General features: G+C 61.0%; 19 protein-coding genes and 2 pseudogenes. 11 read left to right on the top strand and 10 right to left on the bottom strand.

The features are described from left to right. Positions 1-321: 321 nt before the first annotated feature. Positions 322-1323, bottom strand: coding sequence for a FecR family protein (locus CKW25_RS10075; protein WP_095079032.1), 1002 nt, complete (start codon positions 1321-1323; stop codon positions 322-324). 360 nt (positions 1324-1683) lie between these two features. Here CKW25_RS10075 and CKW25_RS10070 point away from each other — a divergent pair, with 360 nt between their 5' ends. Continuing rightward, positions 1684-2724: an Ldh family oxidoreductase gene (locus tag CKW25_RS10070; RefSeq protein WP_095079031.1), complete on the top strand. Its 1041-nt coding sequence runs from the start codon at positions 1684-1686 to the stop codon at positions 2722-2724. Positions 2725-2983: 259 nt separating this feature from the next. Here the strand turns inward: CKW25_RS10070 and CKW25_RS10065 are convergent, their stop codons facing one another. Further along, positions 2984-3295 carry a YqjD family protein gene (locus tag CKW25_RS10065; RefSeq protein WP_095079030.1) on the bottom strand — a complete coding sequence of 104 codons (312 nt, stop codon included), beginning with the start codon at positions 3293-3295 and terminating at the stop codon, positions 2984-2986. Between the two features lie 165 nt (positions 3296-3460). Here CKW25_RS10065 and CKW25_RS10060 point away from each other — a divergent pair, with 165 nt between their 5' ends. Continuing rightward, a complete protein-coding gene (locus tag CKW25_RS10060) occupies positions 3461-3712 on the top strand; it encodes a hypothetical protein (RefSeq protein ID WP_095079029.1) in 252 nt (83 codons plus the stop codon). A gap of 24 nt (positions 3713-3736) precedes the next feature. Here the strand turns inward: CKW25_RS10060 and CKW25_RS10055 are convergent. Then, positions 3737-3880 (bottom strand): annotated as a pseudogene (locus CKW25_RS10055) (LysR family transcriptional regulator); the annotation flags it as partial. On the opposite strand from CKW25_RS10055, the pseudogene CKW25_RS10050 reads away from it, so the two are divergent. Then, positions 3870-4034 (top strand): annotated as a pseudogene (locus tag CKW25_RS10050) (carbon-nitrogen hydrolase family protein); the annotation flags it as partial. The pseudogenes CKW25_RS10055 and CKW25_RS10050 overlap by 11 nt on opposite strands. A gap of 38 nt (positions 4035-4072) precedes the next feature. Here the strand turns inward: CKW25_RS10050 and CKW25_RS10045 are convergent. From CKW25_RS10045 to CKW25_RS10035, 3 genes are all read right to left on the bottom strand, one after another. Then, positions 4073-4546: an LEA type 2 family protein gene (locus tag CKW25_RS10045; protein ID WP_095079028.1), complete on the bottom strand. Its 474-nt coding sequence runs from the start codon at positions 4544-4546 to the stop codon at positions 4073-4075. 56 nt (positions 4547-4602) lie between these two features. After that, a complete protein-coding gene (locus CKW25_RS10040) occupies positions 4603-6075 on the bottom strand; it encodes a nucleobase:cation symporter-2 family protein (RefSeq protein ID WP_095079027.1) in 1473 nt (490 codons plus the stop codon). Between the two features lie 137 nt (positions 6076-6212). Continuing rightward, positions 6213-7124, bottom strand: coding sequence for a LysR family transcriptional regulator (locus CKW25_RS10035; RefSeq protein WP_095079026.1), 912 nt, complete (start codon positions 7122-7124; stop codon positions 6213-6215). 101 nt (positions 7125-7225) lie between these two features. On the opposite strand from CKW25_RS10035, the gene CKW25_RS10030 reads away from it, so the two are divergent. From CKW25_RS10030 to CKW25_RS10010, 5 genes are all read left to right on the top strand, one after another. After that, complete coding sequence (locus tag CKW25_RS10030) at positions 7226-8317, top strand: polyamine ABC transporter substrate-binding protein (protein WP_095079025.1); 1092 nt, start codon at positions 7226-7228, stop codon at positions 8315-8317. Between the two features lie 13 nt (positions 8318-8330). After that, positions 8331-9290 carry an agmatinase gene (gene speB, locus CKW25_RS10025; RefSeq protein WP_095079024.1) on the top strand — a complete coding sequence of 320 codons (960 nt, stop codon included), beginning with the start codon at positions 8331-8333 and terminating at the stop codon, positions 9288-9290. A gap of 102 nt (positions 9291-9392) precedes the next feature. Then, a complete protein-coding gene (gene zapE / locus CKW25_RS10020) occupies positions 9393-10511 on the top strand; it encodes a cell division protein ZapE (RefSeq protein WP_095079023.1) in 1119 nt (372 codons plus the stop codon). Positions 10512-10529: 18 nt separating this feature from the next. After that, positions 10530-11117, top strand: coding sequence for a DinB family protein (locus CKW25_RS10015; RefSeq protein WP_095079022.1), 588 nt, complete (start codon positions 10530-10532; stop codon positions 11115-11117). Positions 11118-11249: 132 nt separating this feature from the next. Beyond that, complete coding sequence (locus CKW25_RS10010) at positions 11250-11741, top strand: GNAT family N-acetyltransferase (protein ID WP_095079021.1); 492 nt, start codon at positions 11250-11252, stop codon at positions 11739-11741. A gap of 581 nt (positions 11742-12322) precedes the next feature. Here the strand turns inward: CKW25_RS10010 and CKW25_RS10005 are convergent. Then, entirely contained in the window at positions 12323-14569 is a 2247-nt protein-coding gene (locus tag CKW25_RS10005; protein WP_095079020.1) for a TonB-dependent siderophore receptor, read from the bottom strand. 168 nt (positions 14570-14737) lie between these two features. Further along, the gene (locus CKW25_RS10000; protein WP_095079019.1) at positions 14738-16480 is read right to left on the bottom strand and encodes a phosphoethanolamine transferase CptA; all 1743 of its coding nucleotides are present in this window, start codon (positions 16478-16480) and stop codon (positions 14738-14740) included. A 240-nt stretch (positions 16481-16720) separates the two neighbouring features. Here CKW25_RS10000 and CKW25_RS09995 point away from each other — a divergent pair, with 240 nt between their 5' ends. Beyond that, entirely contained in the window at positions 16721-21661 is a 4941-nt protein-coding gene (locus CKW25_RS09995; protein ID WP_095079018.1) for a dermonecrotic toxin domain-containing protein, read from the top strand. A gap of 71 nt (positions 21662-21732) precedes the next feature. Here CKW25_RS09995 and CKW25_RS09990 read toward each other — a convergent pair whose 3' ends face one another. Beyond that, positions 21733-21918: a DUF6026 family protein gene (locus CKW25_RS09990; protein ID WP_095079017.1), complete on the bottom strand. Its 186-nt coding sequence runs from the start codon at positions 21916-21918 to the stop codon at positions 21733-21735. A 174-nt stretch (positions 21919-22092) separates the two neighbouring features. On the opposite strand from CKW25_RS09990, the gene gnd reads away from it, so the two are divergent. Together gnd and zwf are read left to right on the top strand one after the other, a co-directional pair. Further along, complete coding sequence (gene gnd / locus CKW25_RS09985) at positions 22093-23175, top strand: phosphogluconate dehydrogenase (NAD(+)-dependent, decarboxylating) (protein WP_256577952.1); 1083 nt, start codon at positions 22093-22095, stop codon at positions 23173-23175. Then, positions 23172-24692, top strand: a complete 1521-nt coding sequence (zwf, locus tag CKW25_RS09980; protein WP_095079015.1) for a glucose-6-phosphate dehydrogenase — start codon at positions 23172-23174, stop codon at positions 24690-24692. The genes gnd and zwf overlap by 4 nt, the downstream gene beginning before the upstream one ends. 119 nt (positions 24693-24811) lie before the next feature. On the opposite strand, the gene nhaB is transcribed toward zwf, so the two are convergent. Then, on the bottom strand, positions 24812-26314 hold the full coding sequence (gene nhaB / locus CKW25_RS09975; RefSeq protein ID WP_095079014.1) for a sodium/proton antiporter NhaB: 1503 nt from the start codon (positions 26312-26314) through the stop codon (positions 24812-24814). Positions 26315-26403 lie beyond the last annotated feature (89 nt).

The following is a 26403-nucleotide window of genomic DNA, read 5'->3' as shown; positions in this document are numbered from 1 at the left end:
GAAAATTTGTCGAAAACACGTCAGGTGCCGTCATTTCAGGCTGGCGCGCTTTAAATGATTGTCCGCTGATTCGTTCCTATGGCAAGCCACATTCCGCTTCTTCGTCCGAGTGGTCTTTCCCAGGGGAGGGTCGGTTCCCTGCAGCGTCATTTATCGGCACAGGCACTCACTCAGAGGGTCGAGACCGGTGCCGACATACGCCGTAGCCACTGCACAAGGTCGGCCCGAACAGTGCCAGGGGGGACTGGGTCAGGTCGATTACCGCACTGGATCTGGTCAAACTGCCCCGACGCCTGTGAAGCCGACCAGGGTGCGGCCTTTTCAGTGCCTGGCAGGTGGGGCAGGCAGGGAGTTGAGCACCGGGTTGCCTGCTTCGTTGCGGCTCAGGTAAACCGGGAGCACCTTGGGCAGCGAGGGGACGAGGGTTTTCAGCTCGCTGATGTTGTAGACACCGCCAATGCGGATCATGCCTGTGGCGTGGTCCGCGACCATCACCGGAGTTCCCAGGTAGCGATTGATCAGGGGTAGCGCTTCGTTCAGGGCGAGGTTGTCGATAACCAGCTTGCCATTGCGCCATGCCAGGGAGCTGTCATCGGCATAGGCCTGGCTGATCTGCGGTTGATAGTCGCCGCTCTTGTAGCGAGCCTGCATGCCCGGATCGAGGCGCAGGCCGTCACCGCCAAGAGCGTCATTACTGGTGACCAGTACCGAGCCTTCCACCAGCGTCACGCGCACCTGATCCTGATATTTCCAGACGTTGAACCGAGTGCCGGTCACCCGGACCTGCCCATCGGCGGCCTTGACCACAAAGGGGTGCAGCGTGTCGTGGCTCACGCGAAAGAAGGCTTCGCCCTTATTCAGGGTCACCCGGCGTTGGTCCTTGTAGTTGCTGTAGGTCAGTTCGGTGCCCAGGTTCAACTCCACCTGGCTGCCGTCCCCCAGGGTCACCGTACGCAAGGTGTTCTGCGCTTCGAAATGCTCGTAGGCATTGGGCAGCCAGCCCATTTGCCAGCCACTGAAGGCGGCCAGCGGCAGGGCCAGCAGGCTGACGGCAGCGGCTATGGCCAGCGGCCGCCAGCCAGGGCGTGGTGCCCGTTGCGCGGTGTGCGGCAGGTTCTGCGCTCGCGGCAAGTGTTCGGACACCTCCCAGATTTCCAGCATCGCTTCATACTCGACCGCATGCAGCGGGTGGGCATCGCGCCATCGCTCGAACGCCTGACGCTCGGCGGCCGTGCAGTCATTGGAGTGCAGGCGCATGCACCAATGCGCTGCGGCGTCGGTGACGGCGTCGAGTTCTGCTTGCGAGAGGGGCTTTTCGCTCATTGAGGCTTCCTGATTTCCCACATTTTAACCTTGGCAGTGAGTTGGCGAGAACCGCGATCATGGCGATTGCAGATCAATGAAAGGGTTCTGCTGTTGTCTCCAGCCTCGAGTCAGGACATGGCAGGGCAGTATCCTGATTCGGGGTGAGGAAAAGGTCAATGAAACCGGGCGTTTGTGATGCTCGCGGGATCGTCCGGAATGGCTTGCCGAGGGCTGGATCACCGAGTCGGAAACCGGGTCCTGTTGGCGGTGCAGTGGCGCAAAGGCAGTTGACAGTGGGCGCGCAAAACGGTGTTTAATCCGCCGGTAAGGTCCCGCGAACGCTGTTGCCCCCCTCCAATAAAAATTCTGGAGCTTCAGATGTCTGTGCCACACGATCATGCTGTCAATGCAGCCTCGCCTCACTTGTCGTACGAAGCGTTGGTTGACCTTCTGGATTCGATCTTTCGCCGACACGGCACGAGCCCCGAGGTCGCCTCGGTGCTGGCCGCCAACTGCGCCGGTGCCGAACGCGATGGCGCCCACAGTCATGGGGTGTTCCGGATTCCCGGGTACGTATCGACGCTCAACAGCGGTTGGGTCAATGGCCAGGCAGTGCCAGTGGTAGAGGACGTGGCCTCGGGTTTTGTCCGGGTCGATGCCGGCAACGGCTTTGCCCAACCGGCGCTGGCCGCCGGCCGCGCATTGCTGGTGGAGAAAGCCCGCAGTGCAGGGATCGCGGTCATGGCGATTCGCAACTCCCATCACTTTGCAGCGCTCTGGCCGGATGTCGAGCCGTTCGCCTATGAAGGCCTGGTCGCACTGAGCGTGGTCAACAGCATGACCTGCGTCGTGCCCCATGGTGCCGATCGTCCCTTGTTTGGTACCAACCCGATTGCCTTCGCTGCGCCCAGGGCCAATGCCGACCCCATTGTGTTTGACCTGGCCACCAGCGCCATTGCCCACGGTGATGTGCAGATTGCTGCGCGCAAAGGCGAACGCCTGCCGCCCGGCATGGGGGTGGACAGCCTCGGCCAGCCGACCACCGACCCCAAGGCGATCCTGGAGGGGGGCGCATTGCTGCCCTTTGGCGGGCATAAAGGTTCGGCCCTGTCGATGATGGTCGAGCTGCTGGCCGCTGCGTTGACCGGTGGCAATTTCTCGTTCGAATTCGACTGGTCCAACCATCCCGGGGCGAAAACCCCGTGGACCGGCCAGTTATTGATTGTCATCGACCCGAGCAAGGCTGCCGGGCAGGGATTCGCCGAGCGCAGCGAGGAACTGGTGCGGCAGATGCACGGGGTCGGGCTGCGGCGTTTGCCGGGTGACCGCCGCCATCGCGAGCGTGCCAGGGCCGCTACGGAAGGCATCGTGCTGGATGCCCAGACGCTGGCGCAATTGCGGGAGTTGGCGGGGCAGTGAAGCTGCCCCGTGGCGAGCGAGCTTGCTCGCGCTGGGCCGGGCTGGCGCTCCAGGGCGAAGCAGCCCCAACAAGACTATTGCAGGCTTTCAGATAAAACCCGGTGACCGGTTTTGGGGCTGCTGCACAGCCCAGCGCGAGCAAGCTCGCTCGCCACAGGGTAGGTGTTCGCAAGCCTCATGCTTGACGAGAGCTGACATGTGATCAAGACAGATGCTCCCACATCATCAGGCGCTCGCTTGAAGTCGGCTACTCAGGGAGTTAGCGACGTCCCAGCAGCAGTCCGACCACCAGGCCAAAACCGGCGGCGATGGCCACGGATTGCCAAGGGTGACTGCCAATGTAGGTTTCGGTCGCATCGACCACCGGCTGGGTACGCGCTCGCGCGCTGGACATGGCATCCCTGGCCTGTTGCAGTTTGAGTGCAATTTGCCCGCGCAGGTTTTCGGCCTCGTCACCCACCAGCGACGCACTGCGGTTGAGCAATTTCTCCGACTCCTCGATCAGCGCTTGTAGCTCACTGAAGGTCTGATCCTTGATTTGATCGTCTTGCGCGGCGCTTGTGCGAGCCATCGGGTAACTCCTTGCAGGTAAAGGGGCTGTGAGCAATGGAGTGTAGGTGTCAGGCAAAAGTTGCAGCCTGGTTGCCTGACACCCGCCATGCTCCGGGAAATCCATCTCTGGAGAAGTCCGCCTACAGTGTAAGATGTCGCCTATTTTATGCCGCAGGTAATTCCCATGAGTTTCAATCTGGCCGACAAACCCCTTGCCGAGCGCGCGGCGCTTGAAGATGAGAAGTCCCGTCTGTTCGACCTCTGGCAAGCCAACCTGGGCAAGTCCAAGGGCGAGGCCGCCCGCTTGTTCGGGGAGCGCTCCAAGCGCAAAGGCAAATGGGCCGAGTGGGTCCGCTCCGAACTGGACGCCATGTCCCCGCCGGAATACGCCAACATGGTGCGCAGCGAAGTCAATCGGCTGATGGCCGCCAAGTAACCGCCAGTTTGCGGACGAAGGTGGTCAGGCGTTGCCCCGGGTAAAACTGGCAACTATCGCGTCACGCACTTTCAGCAGCAACGGATCGAGCTGGTTGCTGGTGCGCCAACCCAGTTCAATCGGGTAGCGCGGCAGATCCAGCGGGCAGGGCAGCAGGGCCAGGCCGCTGCGAGGCGGTGAAGGGTTGCTGACGGCGCAGATCGACACCGATGAACTGGTGCGCGCCCGTTACGACTACGACGTGGTCGGGCACTATGCGCGCCCGGACGTGTTCGAGTTGAACGTGGACGAGCGGCCGAAGCCCGGTGTGCGGTTTATCTGAGGCACCAGCATGCTGATCGATGGACGGTAACGTTGAATCTACCAGATCCCGGTATTGGGCCCGGCGATGCTCAACTGGCCGCTGTCGACAAAACGCATCGTGCCGAACACGCCGCTGGCCAGTTTGCCGCGCAGTACGTAGGGCAGCTTGTCGAGGGATTGTGTCGGGTCCAGCCCCAGGGTCTGGCGCAGCACCGAGAATGCCGAAACGCTCACCGGTACGCTGATGAGCGCCTCGGAAAAACGCGGGATCGAGCCCCGTTGATCGCTCACGCCCGAGGCCAGCGGTTGGCCATTGACCTCAAGGTTCAGGGCCACGCCGTTGTAGTCGACAGGGGTTTCGTTGGGGTTTTGTACGCGCAGTTTCAGCACAAAGCGCAGTTCCATGCCCTGGCTGGGCAAGGGCTCTATGCCGACCACATTGATGTCCAGCGGATCACGGTTGGGGAGCAGGGCACAGCCACTCAGGCCGAGCAGCAACAGGGAAAGGCCAATCGCGAGGAATCTGCGCATCGATGAACTCTCGAAAACAAGGGGCGAACCGCCAGCGGCTCGTCCCTTGAGCGGCATCAGCGGTGTGCCTGTAAGGCCGCGCCAGGCTCGAGGGATTCGCCGTGCGGCTTGACGTCCGGATTCTCCATGACCTGGAGGATCGAAGCTTCCGGGTCGAAATCGTCTTCTTCCAGCTCGATGAATTCTTCGGGCAGAAAGATATTCAGCACGATAGCGCACAATGCGCCCACGGTGATCGGCGATTCGAAGATGTTGTGCAAGGCCTTGGGCAGTTCGCGCAGCACTTCCGGCACGGCCGCGACGCCCAGGCCCATGCCCAGGGAGATCGACACGATCAGCATGTTGCGACGATGCAGCCCGGCCTCGGCGAGAATCTTGATCCCGGCGACGGCCACGGTGCCGAACATCACCAGTTCCGCGCCACCGAGTACCGGCTTGGGCATCAGTTGCAGTACCGCGCCAATCATCGGGAACAGCCCCAGCAGCACCAGCAGGCCGGCAATGAAGAACGCCACATAACGGCTGGCCACGCCCGTGAGCTGGATGACCCCGTTGTTCTGGGCAAAGGTCACCATGGGCATGCTGTTGAACACGGCGGCCATCGCCGAGTTGAGGCCGTCGGCCAGCAGGCCGGACTTGATCCGGCGAATGTAGACCGGACCCTTGACCGGTTGCTGGGAAATCATCGAGTTGGCCGTCAGGTCGCCCGCGGCTTCCAGCGGCGAAACCAGGAAGATCACCGCCACCGGAATGAACGCCACCCAGTCGAAGTTGAACCCGTACTTGAAGGGCACCGGCACGTTCATCAGCGGGACGTCGGTCATGGTGGAGAAATCGACATCGCCCATCAGCCAGGCGAGCAGGTAACCCAGGGTCAGTCCGATCACAATGGCCCCCAGCCTCAGGAAGGGCACATCGACCCGGTTGAGCACCACGATCACCCCCAGTACCAAGGCCGCCAGGGCCAGGTGGTGGGCACCGCCCAGGTCCGGCGCGCCGAAGCCGCCAGCGATGTCGGTCATGGCCACCTTGATCAGCGACAGCCCCATCAGGGTGATGATGGTGCCGGTCACCACCGGGGTAATCAGCATCCGCAGCTTGCCGATGAACTGGCTGAGCACCACTTCGATGAAGGCGGCGAAGAAGCACACGCCGAAAATCGTCGAGAGGATCTCATCGGTGCCGCCACCCCGGGCCTTGACCATGAAGCCGGCACTGAGGATCACGCTGATGAACGAAAAACTGGTGCCTTGCAGGCACAACAGACCGGAACCCACCGGGCCAAAGCGCCGCGCCTGGACGAAGGTGCCCAGGCCGGAAACGAACAGCGCCATGCTGATCAGGTACGGAATTTCGCTGTGCAGGCCCAGGGCGCTGCCCATGATCAGGGTGGGGGTGATGATCCCGACGAAGCTCGCCAGCACGTGCTGCAAGGCGGCAAACACCGTAGCGGTGAGGTGCGGGCGATCGTAGAGACCGTAAATCAGGTCGGAACGCGGGGCAGTTTTCGAGTGGTCAGATGAGGTCACGGGGAGGGTGCCATTTAGGCCAGGTCAGAAAATGGAGGCGCAGAATGCCAGAAAGGCACTGCGGCCTAAAGCGACAAACGCCTAAAGCATTGAAAGTTATTGGAGATACCGGGAATACCGTGGCTCCTGAACCCCTGTTACGGGTGACTGCATGGCCGGTTGAACGCGGCCAGCAAATCTTCTTCGAACGCCCGCTGCGCATCCCCCGGCACCTGGGCGCGGTGTCGGGCCAGGTGGAACGTCACCTCAAAACTCAGCGCCGGCTGGCCGATGGCCTTGAGCAGGCCGCTGTTTTCCCACGAACGGGCGACATGCTCGGGCAGGTAGCCGATGTGTTTGCCCGACAGGATGAAGGCGAGGGTGCCTTCGACCTGTTCCGAGCGCGCCGAACTGCGCTTGCTGTGCAGCGGTTCGTCATTGCGCAGGAAGCGGTAAGGGTGGTCCACCAGGTCGGTGTTGCCCATGGCCTCGGCATCCGGGGCCGGGTCATGGAACAGCGGGTGCCCGGTCGCGCAGTACAGGTGCTGGGGTTCGCTGAACAGCGGGCGGTAGTCGAAGGCGCTTTGCACTTGGGAAAAGTAACCGATGGCCAGGTCCAGGCGTTGCTGCAATAGCAAGCGTTCCATTTCACCGGGCATGGCACTGATCAGCTCGATGCGCACCGATTCATCGCGCTCACGAAAACGCCTGATGGCCTCGGCCACCTGTTGCAGCACCGATTGATCCAGGGCCTCGGACAGCCCCAGGCGCACTTCGCCGATCAGCCGGCCGGCGACGCCGTTGGACTGATGCCGGAACGCCTCGATGGACTGGAACAGCCCGCGGGTCGCCAGTAGCAACTGCTCGCCCTTGGGCGTGAGCTTGAAACCGCCCTTGCCCCGGCTGCACACGCGATAGCCGAGGCGGGTTTCCAGCTTGGCCATTTGCTGGCTGATGCTTGACTGGCTCAACCCCAGTTCACCTTGGGCGGCACTGAAACCGCCGCATTCAACGACACTGGCGAACAGGCGCAGCAGGTGCAGGTCCAGATCGTGGAGTTGACCGAGCATCAAACATTACTCCGGCATAAAGTCAGGTTAATAAACTTAATATTCCAGCAATGTATCTTCCACGGCAAGCTGCAGTCACCTCAATGACTCAGGTGCTTGTCATGGCTACGGCGATCAGGTTCGTATTCCCCGCATTGGTGCTGGCCCTGGCCTTCCCGGCGCAGGCGCAGGAAAAAGTGCTCAATCTCTATAGCTGGGCTGACTATGTCGCGCCGCAAGCCCTGCAACGCTTCGAGCAGGAAACCGGGATTCGTGTGCGGTACGACACCTTTGACACCCCGGAAGTCCTGGAAACCAAATTGCTTACCGGCGGCAGCGGCTACGACGTGGTGGTGCCATCCTCCAGTGTGCTGGCCCGCGGGCTGGCGGCCGGGGCGCTGAAGCCGATCCCCCTGGACACGCTCAAAGGCTACGCGAACCTTGATCCGGACCTGCTGGAAAAACTCGCCGCCGTCGACCCGGGTAACCGTTATGGCGTGCCCTATACCTGGGGCACCCTGGGCCTGGGGATGAATGTCGAGGCCGTGACCCAACGTTTGCCGGGTGTGCCGCTGAATAGCCTGGACCTGCTGTTCAAGCCCGAATACGCCAGCAAGCTGAAGGACTGCGGCATCGCGATCATCGATTCGCCCCAGGAAGTCATCGGCCTCGCGTTGCATTACCTGGGCAAGTATCCGTACAGCACCGACAAAAACGATCTGGCCGCCGCCGAAGCCTTGCTGCATCAATTGCAGCCTTCGGTGCTGTACGTCGCCAGCGGTCGCCAGATCAACGACCTGGCCAACGGCAGCGCGTGCCTGGCGCTGACGTACAACGGCGATGCCAGCCTGGCGGCCGATCAGGCACGCAAGGCCAACAAACCCTTTGAAGTGGCCTATCGCATTCCCAGGGAGGGCACCCTGGTGTGGCAGGACAACCTGGCGATCCCGGCGGATGCACCGCACCCCGAGGCCGCGCAGGCGTTCATTGAATTCATGCTGCGCCCCGAATCCGTGGCCGCGCTGACCAACACCCTGTTCTTTGCCTCGGCCAACCAGGCCGCGACGCCCCTGGTTGATGCCGCCGTGCGCAACGACCCCGACATTTACCCGCCTGCCGATGTGCGCGGCCGGCTGTACGCCGACCGCAGCATGAGCCTCAAGGACATGCGCCAGCGCACTCGCCTGTGGACCACTTTCCGTAGCCGCCAATAACCAGGAATGCTTGATGGATATCTCTCAACTGAACGACCAGGCCATGACTCGCGACAGCCTGTACGGGACCGCCGCTGAAAGCACCTATGCCGGTATCACCAGCTTCATGCGCCGGCGTTACAGCCGTGACCTGCGCGGTGTCGACGTGGTGGTCAGCGGCGTGCCGTTCGACACCGCCACCAGCAACCGCCCCGGCGCACGTTTCGGACCGCGGGGGATTCGCGCGGCATCCACCGGGATTGCCTGGGAACGCCACTGGCCGTGGACGTTCGACCCCTTCGATCACCTGGCCGTGATTGACTATGGCGATTGCAATTTTGACTCCGGTGTTCCGGAGTCGGTGCCGGACAGCATCGAGGCCCACGCCGAGAAAATACTCGGCGCCGGGTGCGCGATGCTGACCTTCGGCGGCGACCATTTCATCAGTTATCCATTGCTCAAGGCCCATGCCCGGCGACATGGCGCGTTGTCCTTGATCCATTTTGATGCCCACAGCGACACCTGGCCGGACGAAGAGGGCAAGCGGATCGATCACGGCACCATGTTCTGGCACGCCGCCAGGGAGGGGCTGGTGGATCCCGCCCGCTCCGTGCAGATCGGCCTGCGCACCACCAATGACGATCATCAGGGCTTCGAGGTGCTGGATGCCCGGCAGGTGCATCGGCGTGGGTGTGAGGCGATTATCGAAGCGATTCGCGCTAGGGTCGGTGATAACCCGGTGTACCTGACCTTCGACATCGACTGCCTGGACCCGGCCTTCGCCCCGGGTACCGGCACGCCAGTGTGTGGCGGCTTGAGCACGGTGCAGGCCCTGGAAATTCTCGGCGGGCTGCGCGGGATCAACCTGGTGGGCATGGATGTGGTGGAAGTCGCTCCGGCCTACGACAGCGCCGAAATCACCTCACTGGCCGCGGCGACCCTGGCCATGGAGATGCTGTGCCTGTACGCAGCCAGGCACAAGGTAGACCGTTAACCCTCGGGATGATCACTCCCACGCCTGGGTGTGGGAGTGATTACCGGGCTGCGCCGATGGACGTGCCATACTTGGCGCCTTTGACTGTCTAAACGGGCCGCCATGACCTTCGATTCGCCCCTCAGTGCCTACCAGCACGCGCTCACGGAAAACCACTTTGTCCCGGATGCGGCACAAGAACATGCGGCCCGGGTACTGCAGCAGTGCCACGAAGACTTGCACCAGGGCCTGACGCCGATCAGCGGTGTCTATCTCTGGGGGCCAGTGGGGCGGGGCAAGACCTGGTTGATGGATCAGTTCTACCAGACCTTGCGCGTGCCTGCCCGGCGCCAGCACTTTCATCACTTCATGGGCTGGGTGCACCAGCGCTCGTTTCAACTGACCGGCACCGCCGACCCGCTGCGGGCGCTGGCCCGCGAGTTGAGCGAGGAAGTGCGGGTGCTGTGTTTCGACGAGTTGTTCGTCAGCGATATCGGCGACGCCCTGATCCTGGGGCGGTTGTTCCAGGTGATGTTCGATGAAGGCGTGGTGATGGTCTGCACCTCCAATCAACCACCGGAGCAGCTGTACGCGGACGGATTCAACCGCGAGCGCTTCTTGCCGGCCGTCGCCGCGATCAAGAACCATCTGGAAGTGGTGGCGGTGGATGGTGGTGAAGACCATCGACTGCACCCTGGCGTCGGCCTGCAACGCTATTGGGTCCGGGCACCCGAATGCCCGAGTGTCATGGATGAGGTGTTTCGGCAGTTGGTACACGACCAGCCGGTGTCCAGCGAACCGGTCATGCTGGGTTATCGCTCGCTGGCGGTGGTCAAGGCCACTGACAGCGTGCTCTGGTGTCGCTATGCCGATGTCTGCGAACAACCGTTCGCGGCGATGGATTTCATGGCCCTGTGTGATCGCTTCAGCGCCATGCTGATCAGCGACGTCCCCAACCTCAGCGCTCGGCAGCGCCCCGGCCGCATTGCCCGCGGCACCGAGGACGGCAGCGAACGCGTGGACGCCGGCGACCGTGAGCTGCCGCAGTTGTCGGTACACGACGACAGCGTGCGGCGATTCATTGCGCTGGTCGATGAATGTTACGACCGTAAGGTGCCGTTGTATCTTGAGGCGCAGGTGCCGATGGATGAGCTCTATACCGAGGGCTACCTGGAATTTGCGTTTCGCCGCACCCTGAGCCGCTTGAAGGAAATGCAATTGCAGCGTTTCGTGGTGCGGTGAAACGCGGGAGGAGACATCATGAACCAGCCGCTGTCCCATCATTTGTTGACCATGGCCTACCAGAACGCCTGGGCCAATCACCGTCTGGGCAAGGCCTGCGGCCAGTTGAGCCAGAGCGAATTCGAGGCTCGGAGGGTGAGCTTTTTCCCGAGCATCAAGGCCACCCTCAATCACATCCTGACGTGCGACGGGTTCTACGTCGACGCTCTGGAGCGCGAGTTGCGTGGCGAGGAGCCGCATCCGCAGTGCGATGTGTTTTTCCAGGATGAAGAGCCCTTTGCCTGCAGCGCCGAACTGATGCGCGAACAACACCAGGTTGATCTGCGCCTGATCGCTTATTGCGAGCCGCTCAGGGATGCCGGGCTCACTCGGCGGGTGACCATCGCCCGACAAGTTCCCCAGCAGGACACGCGCCTGCGCCTGCTCTCCCATCTGTTCGAACACCAGATCCACCATCGTGGGCAGGTGCATGCAATGCTCAGTGGCACCCCGGTGGCACCGCCGCAACTGGATGAGTTCTTTTGCGCCGGGGAATCCCACCTCAGGGCCGGGGATTTTGCCGAGCTGGGCTGGACCGAGGCGCAGATCTGGGGCGCTTCGAATTGAATCGGCAATGGGCGCACAAAACGGTGGCGCGGGGCCAGTTCATGGTTGTTCCGGTCCGCGCGGCACGTTAATGTCATTGGCCCCAAGCGATACCCGCAGGGATGCACATTGATCGTCAGATCGAGGATGGAAATGGAATCCGCAGAAATCCTGGTTCTCCAGGCCAGCTATAGCAATCCGACACACGCCGAGGCGATCTGCCTGGTGCTGGATCACTACGCGACAGACCCCATGGGCGGCGGTTCGCCATTGGCGGCCGATGCCCTGCAGCAACTGCCGGCCGAACTGGCCAAGCGTCCTTATGCGTTCAGCGTCCTGGCGTTCGTCAACGGCGAGCCTGCGGGGCTGGTGAACTGCTTCGAGGGATTCTCGACGTTCGCCTGCCGGCCATTGGTCAACGTGCACGACGTCTCGGTAGTCGGCAAGTTTCGCGGCCTGGGCCTGAGCCAGAAGATGTTGCAAAAGGTCGAGGACATTGCCCGTCAGCGTGGCTGCTGCAAGATCACCCTGGAAGTGCTGGAAGGTAACGACGTGGCGCAAGCGGCCTATGGCAAGTTTGGCTTTTCTGCCGGCATGTTCGATCCGGCCCACGGGCGCATGCTGTTCTGGACCAAGGCGCTTTAGCGCGCGGCCACTGGCGACGGTGAATGGCAGGGTGACGACCGTTGCTCCGACAAGGTTCGCGTATGCAGTAACGCCGTTCGATAAAGCGTGAACGCTGTCCCTGTGGCGAGCGAGCTTGCTCGCGCTGGCGTGCGCAGCACGCCCTGACAAGGCGATGGCGGTCTGTCAGCAAGACCTTGATGACTGTCTTGGGGCTGCGCAGCGGCCCTGAGAAGGCGATGGTGGTTTGTCAGAAAGACCTCGGTTAGCGGTTTTTGGGCTGCTTCGCACCCCCGCGCGAGCAAGGCCGCTCGCCACGGGGCCTGCGTACGACGCCACTTCCTTGACTGAACGCTGTCGTCGTGGCGAGGGAGCTTGCTCCCGCTGGGCTGCGCAGCGGCCCCGGGAAGGCGATGGTGGTCTGTCAGAAAGACCTCGGTTACCGGTTTTGGGGCTGCTTCGCACCCCAGCGCGAGCAAGCTCGCTCGCCACGGGGTAGGCGCTCCTGTATGTGGGGAGAGCAAGCCAGGTGAGCAAGACAGTTGTTCCCACAGGAGCGGCATTGCCCCTGCGAGGCGCCTGTTTTTTTGTGTGTCTGACGGTCAGAGTTTCCAGTCCAGGCTCAAGGTGACGGTACGCGGGTCGCCCCAGAACACGCCGTTGTAGAAGCCCACGTTGTCGTAGTACTTCTCGTCGAACAGGTTATCGACGTTCAGCGAGGCGCTGAGGTGCTTGTCGATCTCGTAGCGCGACATGAGTTTTACGACGGAGTAGGCCTCTTGCTGGATTCGGGTTTCCTGCGTCACGATTTTGCCATTGGCATCGCGGCCGACAGGGCGGCTCGCCAAGTCGTAGATATCGCTCTGCCAGTTCACGGCACCGCCGACCGTCAGCGCATTCCATTCACCCGGCAGTCGATACGCCGTCGAAATGCGCAGCATGTTCAACGGTTGTTGGGTGTTGTTGCGTTTGTCCTCGCCATTCACCGAGTGGGTATAGGTGTAGCCGGCGGTCATGTTCCAGCCTGGCATCACTTCGCCGGACACCTCGGCTTCGAATCCCTGGACCTTGTTGCCCTTGCCGCCCGACTGGAAGAACTCTTCACCGGTGACCGGATCCGGCGGTACCGAATCATCCAGTTCGGCCACGTTGTCCTGCTTGCTCCAGAACACCGCGGTGGCGAGGTTCAGGCGTTCCTCCAGCAAACTGCCCTTGAGCCCCAGCTCATAGTTTTTGCCGACGATGGGGTCCAGGTACTTATGACTGGCGTCACGTTCGGTCTGGGGCTTGAAGATATCGGTGTAGCTGACGTACGCGGTGTACTCGGGGGTGATGTCGTACAGCAACCCGGCATACGGGGTGAATATGTCGTTTTGTTCCTGGCTGCTGTGGTCGTTGCCAGTACGCTGGTAGTTGTCGTCGAATGAATATGAATTACTGCTGGTTTTCCAGCTGCCGTAACGGCTGCCCAGCACGGCGTGCCACTGGTCGCTCAGGCTCAGGCGCGTGGCCAGGTAGCCAGCCTTCTGCCGGGTGCTGTCGTTCGAGCCTTCGATGCCGGTGTCGGTGTCCCGGAACTTGGCGATGTTGCCCATGTACTTCCAGTCGGCAATGTTGTCGTAGCCCGGTGGCGTCGGGGCTTCCACCAGGTAGGGGTTGCTTGCGCTGCGCTCGGCTTCGCCATAACCGACCATCAACTCATGTTCGCGCCCCAGCAACTGATAGGGACCGGCGAAGTTGAAGTCGTAGACTTCCATTTTCTGTTCGCCCTTCATGTGACCGCGGTAGGCGGTCATGCCGCTGCGATCGTCATTGGGGAAGCCGCCTCCGCCGTAGTAGACCTTGCCATCGGTGTCGCTTTCGCGATGGGTATAGGCGGCTTTCATGTGCCAGCCGTTACCCAGGTTCTGGTCCAGGTTGGCAAAGGCGGTTTTGTCTTTCAGCGGCCAGGAGCTCCATTTCGTCGCCATGTTGGTCGAGCGCGGTAGATCGGCCTTGTCGCCATTGGAATTCCAGTACGGCACCGTGCCCCAGGAGGTCCCCTGGACCTGTTTGTCCTGATAGTCGTAACCCACCGCCAGCACCGTGTCATCGGTCAGGTCGGCTTCGAGGATCCCGTAGCCGACTTCGCGCTGCAGTTGGTAGTGATCGCGAAAGGACTGGCTGTCGCGGTAAGCCAGCACGCTACGCCCCCGCAGGCGACCGTCGAACGCCAGTGGGCCGCCGACGTCCACGTAACTGTAGTAATCGTCGTAGCTGCCACCGCTGACCCCGGTTCTGGCTTCCCATTGCTGTGTCGGGCGCTTGCGCACCATGTTGATGGTGGCCGAAGGGTCGCCAGCGCCGGTGGTCAGGCCGGTGGCACCGCGCACGACTTCGATGCGGTCGTAGATGATGGTGTCCGAGTCGGACTTCATGCGGCCGAAGGTGTTGAGCATGCCATCGATCTGGAAGTTGTTGATCGAGTAGCCGCGGGAGGAATAGCTGACCCGGTCGGAGTCATTGTGCTGAACCACGATGCCGGTGGTCTGGCCCATGGCCTCGGACAAGGTGTTGAGTTTGAAGTCGTCCATCTGTTGGCGCGTCACCACCGATACGGACTGCGGTGTTTCCTTGATGGAAAGGTTCAGTCGCGTCGCCGTGCTCATGGCGCCGGTAGTGTACGAATCGGTGTTCTCGGTGGTGGTGCCCAGGCCTTGGGCTGAAACATTGGTGGGGTCCAGTTCAAGCGGCCGGGTGGCAAGCTCTTGCGACGTGCCTGGTTCGCTCTCGGCGTGGGCGGTGGAGCACAGGGCAAGACTGCACAGGCCCAGGGTCAAGGTCATGGAACGGGTGATAGGCGCGAACATCGCAGCCGACTCCTTGTCTTCGATGGAAAATTCCGTTTGCTCAAAGACGAAGGAGGGCGGGGGGATTTAGTATAAATCGTAATAATTACCATTCTGATGATGTATCAGAATGTTGCCGGATGGGCGGCAGACGGAGGCGAGGGGCTGGAGTCAGCCCCCCTGGCATGCTTACTGTTTGACCACCGCAGGCGCGACAGCGGCTTTGGGTTTCATCAGGCTGAAGTCGATCAGTGCCCGCTGCTCGCGTTCATAAGGATTGCCGATCAACAACGGACGAGGCTTGAAGCTGGCGCTGACCAGGCTCTTGCTGTGGTCGAGTTCATCAAAGCTCAAGCCTGCCAGGTCGGCCCAGGTATGGATCAGGTGCGAACTGCTGTACGGGCGTTGCAGGTCTTGCGCGAAGTTCCAGTCATGGCTGTCGCGCCATTTCGGCGAGGCCCAGGCCATGAACGGAATGGTGTACATCGGCGCGGTCGGTTTCGACTCGTTGCGCCCCAGCGTGCCATGGCCCGGGGAGTCGAAAACGTCTTCGCCGTGGTCGGAGAGGTACAACAGGAAGCCGTTCGGATCGGTCTTGGCGTAGTCCTTGATCAGGCTCGAGACCACGAAGTCGTTGTAGCGCACCGCGTTGTCGTAGCTGTTGTAGGTCGGCAACTGGTCATCGCTCACACCGGGTGGAACGCCCTGGCGATCGGTGAAGGTGTCGAAGCTCGGCGGGTAGCGGTACTGGTAGCTCATGTGGGTGCCCAGCAGATGCACCACGATGAACTTGCGCGGCGCGCCATCGGCCAGGGCCTTGGAAAAGGGCTGCAGCACATCACCGTCGTACTGACGAGCGTTCTGGTTGCGGTTGTTGTTCAGGTACACCTGTTCATCCGCCTGCTCGGAAAACGTCGTGAGCATGGTGTTGCGCTTGGTCATGGTCTGCTGGTTGGTGATCCAGTAGGTCTTGTAGCCTGCCTGTTTCATCATGCTGACCAGCGACGGCGTCTTGAGGTACAGGTCGGGGTTCTCTTCGTCGGCGAAGGTCAGCACCTGTTGCAGCGCCTCGATGGTGTAGGGGCGCGGGGTAATGACGTTGTCGAAGACCGCCAGTTGATCCTTGAGCTTGTCCAGTTCCGGCGTGGTGGCACGCGGATAGCCGTACAGGCTCATGCGCTGTCGGTTGGTGGATTCGCCGATCACCAGCACCAGGGTCGCCGGCTGGTTGGCCATCGTATCCTTGAGGTTGTGCAGTGGGGGAACCTGGCTGGCGTTGTCGAGCATGCCTTGCATGCTGGCCAGCGTTTCACCGTAGCGGCGGTAGGCAACCAGCATCTGCCAGGGCACGGCCGGCTCGATGCGGGTTTCGAATTTTTCGTAGCCAGCGGCCAGGCTGCCGGTACGCGCGGTCTGCTTGACCAGCGGGTAACCGATCACCCCCACCAGGATCGCGGTGGCTGCCAGCAGCGCTTTGCCCCGTGGCAGATAGACCGGGCGCAGACGGGTCCACAGCAACACGGCAACCGCGGTGTGGGCCAGGAAGGCCAGGACCATCCACCAGGCAAAATACTGCGTCATGTATTCGCCCGCTTCAGAGATGTTCGACTCGAACATGATGAAGATGACGCTTTGCGAGAATTCCTGCTGGTAAATGAAGAAGTAGCCCAGGCTTGCCATCGAGCAGGCCCAGAGCACCACACCGATCACGGCTGCCAGCAGGCGGGTGCGCGCCGGGAACAGCAGCATGGGCGCGAGCCAGATGGTGCTCATCACGAAGGCCTGGCGGAAGCCAGAGAACCCGGAGGTGCCGGTCAACAGGATGAGGAGTTGGGTAATGCCGGAAAAATACCAGAAGAACAGGAACAGCCAGCCCAGGCCAGCCCAGTCGAAACCTTTCGCAGACGTATTGCTGCGTTTAAACATCGCCATTCAGCGCTCCAGCTGATTCATGACTTCAACAGCGAAAAGCGTTGAGCGCCAGTGACAAAAAAACGCTCGAAAAACGAGCGTCAACAGTGTTTGCAAGTATCGGTAAGTTGATGTGAAAAGTTTGTGAAGTTCATGGGTGAAGATACTTAGTTACCGCACGATCTTCAGTAAAACCGCATTACATCCGGTTGAGGCAGGCCAGGGTGCCTGCTGCTCATTCCATGACAACAGGATGCTGAAATGACAGACACTCGCGCAACACCCGAGGACGTTTCCGACACCTTGGCGCAGGCGGTACATGAAGAGTTCAAGGGGCGACCGATAGTGGTCACGGCGGCCCTGAAACAGTTCGGCGCGGCACTGAATAATCGGTACCCCGGGCTGAATATCGACGTGTTGACGACCTCGCTCAACTCACCCAACTGGGGCAGCGCAAACCGTGCTGCACTTGAGGGGGAGGGCGACAGCAGTCACTTTGTCGCGCTCGAGGGTCCGTGGATCGACGGTTACACCACAACACCGCTGTTCGAGGTGATGATTCACGCCATTACTGCAAGGGCCGAATTGACGTTCACCCATGATCACTTTCTGAGCGACGGGCAAAACAGGCGGCTCGCCGTCGAAATGCGCGAAGTCGAAGACCTCTTGCGACGATTGCCCAAGGTCATGGTTGCTGCATTGCAGCAGGCGCTGACGGATTACTGGAACGAGCCGGCGGTCGACGGTACAAGCCGCTGGCAATGGCTCAGCGATGTGCTCAGAAGCGCATTGCTGGTCAGCATGGGGCCTTCGGGCAGCGGCGCGTTCCTGGATACCGGGCAGGTCGATACCGTCCTGCAAGTCATTCGTTGCCCCATCAAGGTAGATCGAGTGGCTCACTACGGGCCGGACTGCACACAGGTTTTCCTCATTGACTATCGCGCCCGGGCCGGACGTACCTACAAGGCTCACCTGGCGTTTGACCTGGTGGCTGTGCGCAAGGTTTCGAGGCGGGAAATCGTGATCGGGATCGGCGCCAGTGGCGTTATCGAGACCTACGACACGTTCCAGGCCTTCGCTGATTCAGAGGCAGACAAATGGGGGCGCCGACAGGAGCTCAGCGTGCTTGAGTTGCAACCCTATGAGTCGTTCGGCGATGCCTTTGTGACTCAGGCCCAGGCGCTGCTCAACAATCAACTGGAAGGCTTGAACTTCTTCGGGGCATTCGAAGGCCAGGACCTGAAAGTGCTGGAAGAGCGCTATGCGAGCCTGACGGATCTGGCTCCCCATTTGCTCAAGCAGAACCCCGGAGTGTATGAACAAGCACTGTATGGCGAAGTCGGCAGCCAGTTGCCTGACTGGCTAGAACTGGCCACGCCCGCCGAGACCCAGGAGTACAGTCGCTACATGTTCCGCCTGGCCTCCCTCCAGTTGGCGAGCAAGGGGCAGGCGTACAGTCACGGGATTCGTACGGCCGGGCAGTTCGCCCGGGAAGTCCTGCAGGACGGGATGGCCGCGTATGGCGAGGCGGTGGATCCAGACCAGGTCGACATCACTCAGTATCGCAATGAAGACGGTTTGCTGATTATCGCAGGGCCAGGAGCCGGGCGGTTTACCAGTGAAACCCTCAGCCTGACACAGCGAGCGTTGAACAACCTTGCCGGCGTGCCATTCCTGGCCTCTGAGTTCACGTGCAAGGATGGCTCGGCGGCACCGGCCTGGATGACCCTTGACACGGTCAGGGACCTGATTCGCGATGCCGACATCGGCAAGAACTACCCCGATGAAATCAAAAGGCTACTGCTCGATGATCCGATACAGCGAGCCGAGCGCGAAAAGCTGTTTACCGACCAATTGCGTGTTCAATTGCCAATGCTGGCACTGGAGAACAGGATCAGGAAGCGCTCGGGGTTCACTGACGCCGGGTATCGCTGCGTGGCGGCCATCATGGAGCCGGACCCGCAAGCCCGGCGTGTGAGCGGGCAAGTGATGCGGGCCAGGACCCTGGCCTTCGAGACCGACGTATCGAGCCACACGCATGTGGTGACCGATATGTTTGTGTTTGGCCCTGCAGAGGTGACAGCCGGACCTCATGTACTGTATCGGCCGCTGTACCCCGAACCATTGATCGAGTTTGCTTCGCTCGATGCCTTGATGGCTGAGATTGTCAGCAACAATCCTCGGCCCGCGCTGGTGTCGGTCCCGCCAAGCAAGTCCAATCCATCGTTACAGCAAAGCATCCTCGACTGGCTGGCACCTGATGTGCGGAAAATCTATGACAATGGCGGTTTTCTGGAACCCCACCCGGTGGGAATCATATTCGAAACGGAGCTATGGCCATCGGCTCCCGCCCGATTCGACCTGCAGCAGCTCGACGACAAGGTACTGGCTCATTTGTATGAAGCCAACGCCAACGTCCTGGCCCAGTTGGCCGACGAACAGACGCTGTCCAATGCCGAGTACCGCTGGGACACCCTGAAAGAGATGGGCTTGATCATCTTCAATAGCGTGCTTAACACGGTATTACCCTTTGTTAGCGGACCTGCAGCCGCCGCTGGCTGGTTGTTTGTGGTGGAAACCGCGGTTCTGGAGGCCCTTGAGCCACTGGCGAGCGGCGACAGCGAGCCGGCCAGGGACTTTACCTACAACCTGTTGATCAATCTGGCGGTGGCGTTGTTGATCCGGCGTCTCTCACCGGGTGCGGGTACGCCGGTCAAACCCTTTGAGCACCACTCGGTGGTCTCCCGGCCGGGCGCCATTGAAGTCAAGGCTGTGATCAGGCCGGCTATTGGACCCGGCGCGGCCAGCGCCATCAGCGACAGTGTGCTGGATTTCTCTACCCCGGTATCGGCTAACTCACGTCGAATGCTGGAGCGCTTCCTGCAAACCGAACAGGCCGGACGCGGGTCGATCATCACGACGCCGGCGCCCCAAGGCATCGTGGTAGTGGAAGGACGCTGGTATGCACACGTGCCGCCACGCCTGCGTGGGTACGGATGGGCCAATGTCGGGCCCGTCGAGGGTGGCAACGTGATCATCCTCGATCATCTCGGGAGGCAGGTACAAGGGCTGGAACTGAAGAACAATGGCCAGGACCTTTGGGAGGTGGCACCGGAGTTTCGTGTGCGCGGGGGTGGGCCAGGCATGAGTCGCTACCTGTCGGATGTCTTCGCCGATTCACAACTGCGGGAGCGACGTGCCGACTGTGCGCTGAAAGTCAAACGACTCAAGGATCGCCTGCCGGGCCTGGACGCCAGTATCACCCAGGCCCAGGAGGTTGGGCAGGGGGCGCTGGAAAGAGCGACGGCGATCGCCAATGAGATCCTCGACAAGACCAAGGCCATTGACGCCGCTATCGGTGCAGAGCGCAGCCGGCGGCAGGAAGAGCATGTGGCGCTGAGAAAGAAATTGCACGCCGCCGACCTCGATTACAAGAAGAAAGCCAGGACCTTCATTGACGGTCATCTGGACCTGATCAAGGTGTATGAGGAGATCGCGATCCTGCTTGCAAAAGACAAGGACTACCAGCGTGACGCCATTGTGGAGAATCTGCAGGCGCTCGTCGCCAGCCATGGTGTTGTCGACGAAAACCTGATTCGGGTGTCGGCGGTATGGGAGGAGTCGGGGCTTTCATTGCGGACCCTTTTTCCACTGGCCTTTGAGCTGCGCACCGCGGTCACCGATGTGCCGTACAGTGTGCTGCTGGAAGCCAGGAAACGCATCATCAATGGGTTTGCGGAGCGCATCAGGATCAGCTCCCGGCTCGAGAGCCTGATGACAGAACTGGAGGTGCTGGATCGCAGTGTCCGAAAAGGCTATCTGCAAAGAACCGGCTATCTGTCGGCGGAGACACAACATCTCAAGGACATACTGGACAAGCGGGTGAAAACCACCGACTGGCTGATCGTGCACGAGTTGTTGTGTTTGCGTGGTGCATTGGCGGGTGACCCTGGGCTTGTTGAGCCCAGTCTGGCGGAAGTCGCGGGGCTGGAAGGGTTGGGCAAGGCGAAATTGGGGGTGGTGACGGACAACGTGTTGCGCTTGAGCGCGACGCAGGGGTTTGAGCCCAGGCAGCGTGTCGAGCTGCTGCAGGACGCGGTCAATGTTTACAACGATGCGGAACTGATGGCGGCCAACCTGCGCAAGGTTGGCGATCGACAAAGCTACGTACCGCAGCAGTTTCTCGAGAAGTTCCTTGAGGCGCTGAGGCGGGTGCGCGCTATCGCGGAAGCAGAGCTCAGCGAATCGATCAGTGAAGACGTGCAGGAAGAGCCCGCAGGGCAAGAGGGTGCGCAACCTGCCGAAGAGCGGGTGAAAAAGTCCAGAAGACGAATCAAACGCCCCAACGAGCGCCTGATCCAGACGGCGGATGGTTTTCGAGTGGGCGATGTCCGCGAGAAAAGTTCAGGTGAAACCGGCGAAACGGTGGTGGTCCAGGACGCCGCAACGGACAAGCAGATCATTTTCTACAAGGATGCAGGGCAAGATCTTTACCGGCAGCGGGAGGAGGAGCCTGAAGTCCCTGTAGGTCCACCGAAGCCGGCCCCGGCGCTCCAATCGCTGCTGGACAAGGGCAGGAAACTGGTCGAGGGGATAACCCAGCTGATCGTAAACTATAAAAAAGATGCCTCCCGGTACCGCGAGCCCGCCAGTGTGGAAGACCGGTTTTTGTCTCAGGCAAAAAAACTCTCGGAGCTGGCTGTGCAAATTCAACAAGGAATGCGAGGTGTTACGGGCGCGGACCATGGAGCGGCGGTCAAGGTATTGCAGGACCTCAGGAGCGCCAGCGAGCGCTTGACCCGCGAAGGGAAAAAGCTGCGCGTCGAGATTACCAAGCAACTGCCACCCAATGCCGGCAGTTTCGAGTATCTGCTGGAGGCGCGGGAAATTCGTATCGAAAGCCCGTCCTGGACGGACAAGTCGACGGCTGATCAAGCGAGCTTTTTACTGGAATACGACATCGTCGACAGCACCAGCGCGGGTGCTGGAAAGGTACTGTGGTACGCACATTTTCACTGTACGGCAAAATCGGTCCTGACCCTGGCTGAGGCTCACCTGAAGCTGGCGCGCTTGCGGTTCGTCACGGTCAAGGATCAAGTGCAACACCCCGAGCTCAACGCTGGAAAAGTGGTGTACCCGGGGGGAATGAAGGCGGCGTTCGCGAAAAAGTACTTTTTCGATGCCGTTCCACCGACGGCATAGCGTGCCCTGGTGTCTTGATCAGTGCGTTGCGCTTGCCGGGGAAGCAGGCGCAACCGTTCAGGCGGGGGGGATCAATCCAGCGAGCGTATCGGCATACGAGCAGGCAGCCCTTCGCCGCGCTGCGCCTGTAGCTGCTGACGCAGGTGCGCGACTTCGTTGAGCAACTGCTCGCGTTCGGCCTTGAGTTGGCGCAGTTCGTCACGACGAACAGTGACGTAAAGGGTCTGTGGAGGCAGTGCGTTTACTACTGAGCCCATTGCTCACCTCGCAAATGGCGTATCACAACAGTGGTCGAACCGTTCAACAGTCGGGTCCGGGCCACGAACGGCACCGATTTTGATTTCTTTCGCTTCCTAATGGAACTTTTTTATTTTTTGTTGTCCTTGTGTCTTCGCCAACGTTGCGGACGTTATCCCTATAGTTAGGGCAAAATGCCCGGAAACTATGTGGAAGCGCACTGGACTAAGCTTCACTTGGCTCACTGCGCTATAACCATTGGCACACCATTTTTTGTAGTTAAGGAGCATCAGCACATGCAATTGGGGATTATTGGACTGGGCCGCATGGGCGGCAACATTGCGCGGCGCCTGATGCTCAACGGGCACAGCACTGTGGTCTATGACCGCAATACCGCATTCGTTGATACCCTCGTGCAAGAGGGCGCTACTGGCGTCGCCGACTTGCCGAAGCTGGTCGCGGCACTGGATAAACCCCGGGCGGTCTGGGTCATGCTGCCTGCTGGCGCGCCGACCGAAGACACCATCGATACCTTGAGCACGTTGCTGGAGGCCGGCGATGTGATCATCGATGGCGGCAACACCTTCTACAAGGACGACATACGCCGCGCCAAGGCGCTGGCGGAAAAAGGCCTGAAGTACATCGACGTGGGCACGTCCGGTGGCGTCTGGGGCCTGGAGCGGGGCTACTGCATGATGATCGGCGGCGACGCTGACGAAGTTACGCGACTGGACCCGTTGTTTGCCACACTGGCCCCAGGCATGGGCGACATTCCGCGGACCAAGGACCGGGTGGCCGAGGATGATCGCGCCGAACGTGGCTACATCCACGCCGGCCCCGCAGGTTCCGGGCACTTTGTGAAGATGATCCACAATGGCATCGAGTACGGCATGATGCAGGCGTTTGCCGAAGGCTTCGACATCCTCAAGACCAAGGCGTCGGAAATCCTGCCGGAAGACCAGCGTTTTGATCTCAACGTGGCCGACATCGCCGAAGTCTGGCGCCGTGGCAGCGTCGTCTCGTCCTGGTTGCTGGACCTGACCGCCGATGCCCTGGCCAGCGATCCAAAACTGGACGGTTACTCCGGTTCCGTGGCGGACAGTGGCGAAGGTCGCTGGACCATCGAAGCGGCCATGGAGCAAGCGGTGCCGGTGCCGGTGCTCTCCAGCTCGCTGTTTTCCCGTTACCGCTCGCGCCAGCAAGGCGCCTATGGCGACAAGATCCTGTCGGCCATGCGCTTCGGCTTTGGCGGCCATGTCGAGACCCCGAAAAAATGACCTCGATCCGCAGGAAGTCCAAGGCACAACCGGCACCACCGACCACGCTGTTTCTGTTCGGTGCCCATGGCGACCTGGTCAAGCGCTTGCTGATGCCGGCGCTGTACAACCTGCGTCGCGACGGGTTGCTGGGGGACGGAATGCGGATCATCGGAGTCGACCACAACGCCATCAGCGATGCGGACTTCGCGAAAAAACTCGAAGACTTCATTCGCGCCGAAGCGGCCAACAAGGTCGGTAGCCATCACGACACCCTGGACCCTGCGCTCTGGGCCAAACTGGCCCAGGGCATCAGCTACGTCCAGGGCGATTTTCTGGATGACAGCACCTACCAGGCGCTGGCGGCCAAAATCGCCGAAAGCGGCACGGGCAACGCGGTGTTCTACCTCGCGACCGCGCCGCGTTTCTTCAGTGAAGTGGTGCGCCGGCTCGCTTCGGCCGGGCTGCTGGAGGAGGGCGCGGAGGCCTTCCGCCGGGTTGTGGTGGAAAAGCCCTTTGGCTCCGACCTGCCAACGGCCGAAGCCTTGAACGCGTGTTTGCTCAAGGTCATGACCGAAAAGCAGATCTACCGGATCGACCACTACCTGGGCAAGGAAACCGTGCAGAACATCCTGGTCAGCCGGTTTTCCAACAGCCTGTTCGAAGCGTTCTGGAACAACCATTACATCGATCACGTACAGATCACCGCGGCTGAAACCGTGGGGGTCGAAACCCGTGGCAGCTTCTATGAACACACGGGCGCATTGCGCGATATGGTGCCCAATCACCTGTTCCAGTTACTGGCCATGGTCGCCATGGAGCCGCCCGCGGCTTTTGGCGCCGATGCGGTACGCGGTGAGAAGGCCAAGGTGGTCGGGGCGATTCGCCCGTGGTCCACTGAAGAAGCGCGCGCCAATTCGGTGCGTGGCCAGTACAGCGCCGGCCAGATCGCCGGCAAACCGTTGCCCGGGTATCGTGAAGAGCCCAACGTTGCGCCCGACAGCACCACGGAAACCTTCGTGGCACTCAAGGTCATGATCGACAACTGGCGATGGGTGGGCGTGCCGTTTTACCTGCGCACCGGCAAACGCATGAGCGTGCGTGACACTGAAATTGCCATCTGCTTCAAGCCTGCGCCCTACGCGCAGTTTCGCGATACGGAAGTCGATGAGCTGCAACCGACTTACCTCAGGATTCAGATTCAACCCAACGAAGGCATGTGGTTCGACCTGCTGGCCAAACGCCCTGGCCCGGCGCTGGACATGGCCAATATCGAACTGGGGTTTGCCTACAAGGATTACTTCGAAATGCAGCCCTCCACGGGCTACGAGACCTTGATCTACGACTGCCTGACCGGCGACCAGACCCTGTTCCAGCGTGCCGACAATATCGAGAACGGTTGGCGTGCGGTGCAACCCTTCCTCGACGCCTGGAGGGAGGATGCCGGCGTCCAGGCTTACGCCGCCGGTGAGGATGGCCCGAATGGCGCCGATGAGTTGCTGGTACGCGATGGTCGCGTCTGGCACAGCCTGGGATGAGGCTGTAGAGCGATCTGCACCGGGGGATTGGCGATGGCGACCTGACAGCCGCCACCTGCGTTCAGGTACGGATCGACGAAGGCCAGTGCAGGTGTGTACCGGACACTGGCCTGCACCGATTACAACCAGTAGCTCACGCCATACCAACCCAGAAGCCCCATCACAATGGTGTATGGCAGCGCCATCCACACCATGCGCCCGTAAGACAAGCGAATCAGCGGGGCGATGGCCGAGGTCAGCAAGAACAGAAACGCGGCCTGGCCGTTGGGTGTCGCGACGCTAGGCAGGTTGGTGCCGGTGTTGATCGCAATCGCCAGGGTTTCGAAGTGCTCACGGCTCATATGGCCGGAGAGGAACGCCTGCTTGACCTCGGTGATGTAGATGGTGGCCACGAAGACGTTGTCGCTGATGGCCGACAACACGCCGTTGGCGATGAACAGCATGCCTGGCTGCTGATCGGTGGGCAGGCTCAGTACCCAGTGAATCAGCGGGGTAAACAGTTGCTGGTCATGAATCACCGCCACCACGGCGAAGAACACCACCAGCAGGGCGGTGAATGGCATGGCGTCCTTGAACGCGTTGCCGACCCGATGTTCGTCGGTGATGCCGGTAAACGCGGTAATCAGCACGATCACCATCAGGCCGATCAACCCGACCTCGGCTATGTGCAGTGCCAGGCCGGCAATCAGAATCAGCGCCGCCGCACCTTGCACCAACAAGGCGGCACGCTGGCGCGAGGTACGCTCTGCGTTGTCTTGCGCGGCATAGTTGGCCAGCACGGTGCGGACGTTGTCCGGCAACAGGGTGCCGTAACCAAACCAGCGCAGTTTCTCCAGCAAGACACAGGTCACCAGGCCGGCCACCAGCACCGGTAGCGAGACGGGTGCGACCTTGAGGAAGAAGTCCGCGAAGTGCCAGCCCAGTTCATGGCCGATCAGCAGGTTCTGCGGCTCCCCGACCAGGGTGCAGACGCCGCCCAGTGCCGTGCCTACCGCACCATGCATCAACAGGCTGCGCAGGAACGAGCGGAATTGTTCCAGGTCTTCGTGATGCAGCACCGGCAGGTTGTCGTCGTTGCTGAACTCGCTGTCCTGGCGTGGGTCATTGCCCGAGGCCACGCGGTGGTACACCGAGTAGAACCCCACGGCGGCGCTGATAATCACGGCGGTGACCGTCAAGGCATCGAGAAACGCCGACAGGAAGGCCGAGAGGAAACAGAACATCAGGCTCAGCACGGCCTTGGAGCGAACCCCCAGCAGCAGTCGGGAAAACAGGAACAGCAACAGGTCCTTCATGAAGTAAATGCCGGCCACCATGAACATCAGCAGCAGGATCACCGGGAAGTTGTGCAGCAGTTCGTCGTACAGGGCTTGTGGCGTGGTCATGCGCAACAGCAGCGCTTCAACCATCAACAGGCCGCCCGGCATCAGCGGGTAGCATTTGAGCGCCATGGCCAAGGTGAAAATGAACTCCACCACCAGCAACCAGCCGGCGGCCACCGGACCTGCGGTCCACAGCACCAGGGGGTTGAGAATCAGGAACGCGAGAATGGTCGCCTTGTACCAGCGAGGTGAATGCCCGAGGAAATTATGTGCAAACGCCTGGGCCATTGAGCCGGACATCGGTTGCTCCTTTGTTTAAGAAGCGCGCAACTTGCCGTAACACTCCTTGAAGATCAAGTTCTTGATTATTATTGCTGCGCGTGGATAGC

Origin of the sequence: Pseudomonas sp. Irchel s3h17 (assembly GCF_900187505.1) — a bacterium.
In the GTDB taxonomy this organism is placed as follows: Bacteria; Pseudomonadota; Gammaproteobacteria; order Pseudomonadales; family Pseudomonadaceae; genus Aquipseudomonas.
The sequence above is the reverse complement of the archived record's forward strand: the minus strand, read 5'-3'. Positions and strand labels throughout refer to the sequence as shown.

Coding starts and splice junctions, on each gene's coding strand:
- speB (WP_095079024.1), top strand. CDS start 8,331: ATGGATATCTCTCAACTGAACGACCAGGCCATGACTCGCGACAGCCTG.
- zapE (WP_095079023.1), top strand. CDS start 9,393: ATGACCTTCGATTCGCCCCTCAGTGCCTACCAGCACGCGCTCACGGAA.
- gnd (WP_256577952.1), top strand. CDS start 22,093: ATGCCCGGAAACTATGTGGAAGCGCACTGGACTAAGCTTCACTTGGCT.
- CKW25_RS09990 (WP_095079017.1), bottom strand. CDS start 21,918: ATGGGCTCAGTAGTAAACGCACTGCCTCCACAGACCCTTTACGTCACT.
- CKW25_RS10070 (WP_095079031.1), top strand. CDS start 1,684: ATGTCTGTGCCACACGATCATGCTGTCAATGCAGCCTCGCCTCACTTG.
- CKW25_RS10005 (WP_095079020.1), bottom strand. CDS start 14,569: ATGTTCGCGCCTATCACCCGTTCCATGACCTTGACCCTGGGCCTGTGC.
- CKW25_RS09995 (WP_095079018.1), top strand. CDS start 16,721: ATGACAGACACTCGCGCAACACCCGAGGACGTTTCCGACACCTTGGCG.
- CKW25_RS10065 (WP_095079030.1), bottom strand. CDS start 3,295: ATGGCTCGCACAAGCGCCGCGCAAGACGATCAAATCAAGGATCAGACC.
- CKW25_RS10060 (WP_095079029.1), top strand. CDS start 3,461: ATGAGTTTCAATCTGGCCGACAAACCCCTTGCCGAGCGCGCGGCGCTT.
- zwf (WP_095079015.1), top strand. CDS start 23,172: ATGACCTCGATCCGCAGGAAGTCCAAGGCACAACCGGCACCACCGACC.
- nhaB (WP_095079014.1), bottom strand. CDS start 26,314: ATGTCCGGCTCAATGGCCCAGGCGTTTGCACATAATTTCCTCGGGCAT.
- CKW25_RS10015 (WP_095079022.1), top strand. CDS start 10,530: ATGAACCAGCCGCTGTCCCATCATTTGTTGACCATGGCCTACCAGAAC.
- CKW25_RS10045 (WP_095079028.1), bottom strand. CDS start 4,546: ATGCGCAGATTCCTCGCGATTGGCCTTTCCCTGTTGCTGCTCGGCCTG.
- CKW25_RS10075 (WP_095079032.1), bottom strand. CDS start 1,323: ATGAGCGAAAAGCCCCTCTCGCAAGCAGAACTCGACGCCGTCACCGAC.
- CKW25_RS10010 (WP_095079021.1), top strand. CDS start 11,250: ATGGAATCCGCAGAAATCCTGGTTCTCCAGGCCAGCTATAGCAATCCG.
- CKW25_RS10000 (WP_095079019.1), bottom strand. CDS start 16,480: ATGGCGATGTTTAAACGCAGCAATACGTCTGCGAAAGGTTTCGACTGG.
- CKW25_RS10035 (WP_095079026.1), bottom strand. CDS start 7,124: ATGCTCGGTCAACTCCACGATCTGGACCTGCACCTGCTGCGCCTGTTC.
- CKW25_RS10030 (WP_095079025.1), top strand. CDS start 7,226: ATGGCTACGGCGATCAGGTTCGTATTCCCCGCATTGGTGCTGGCCCTG.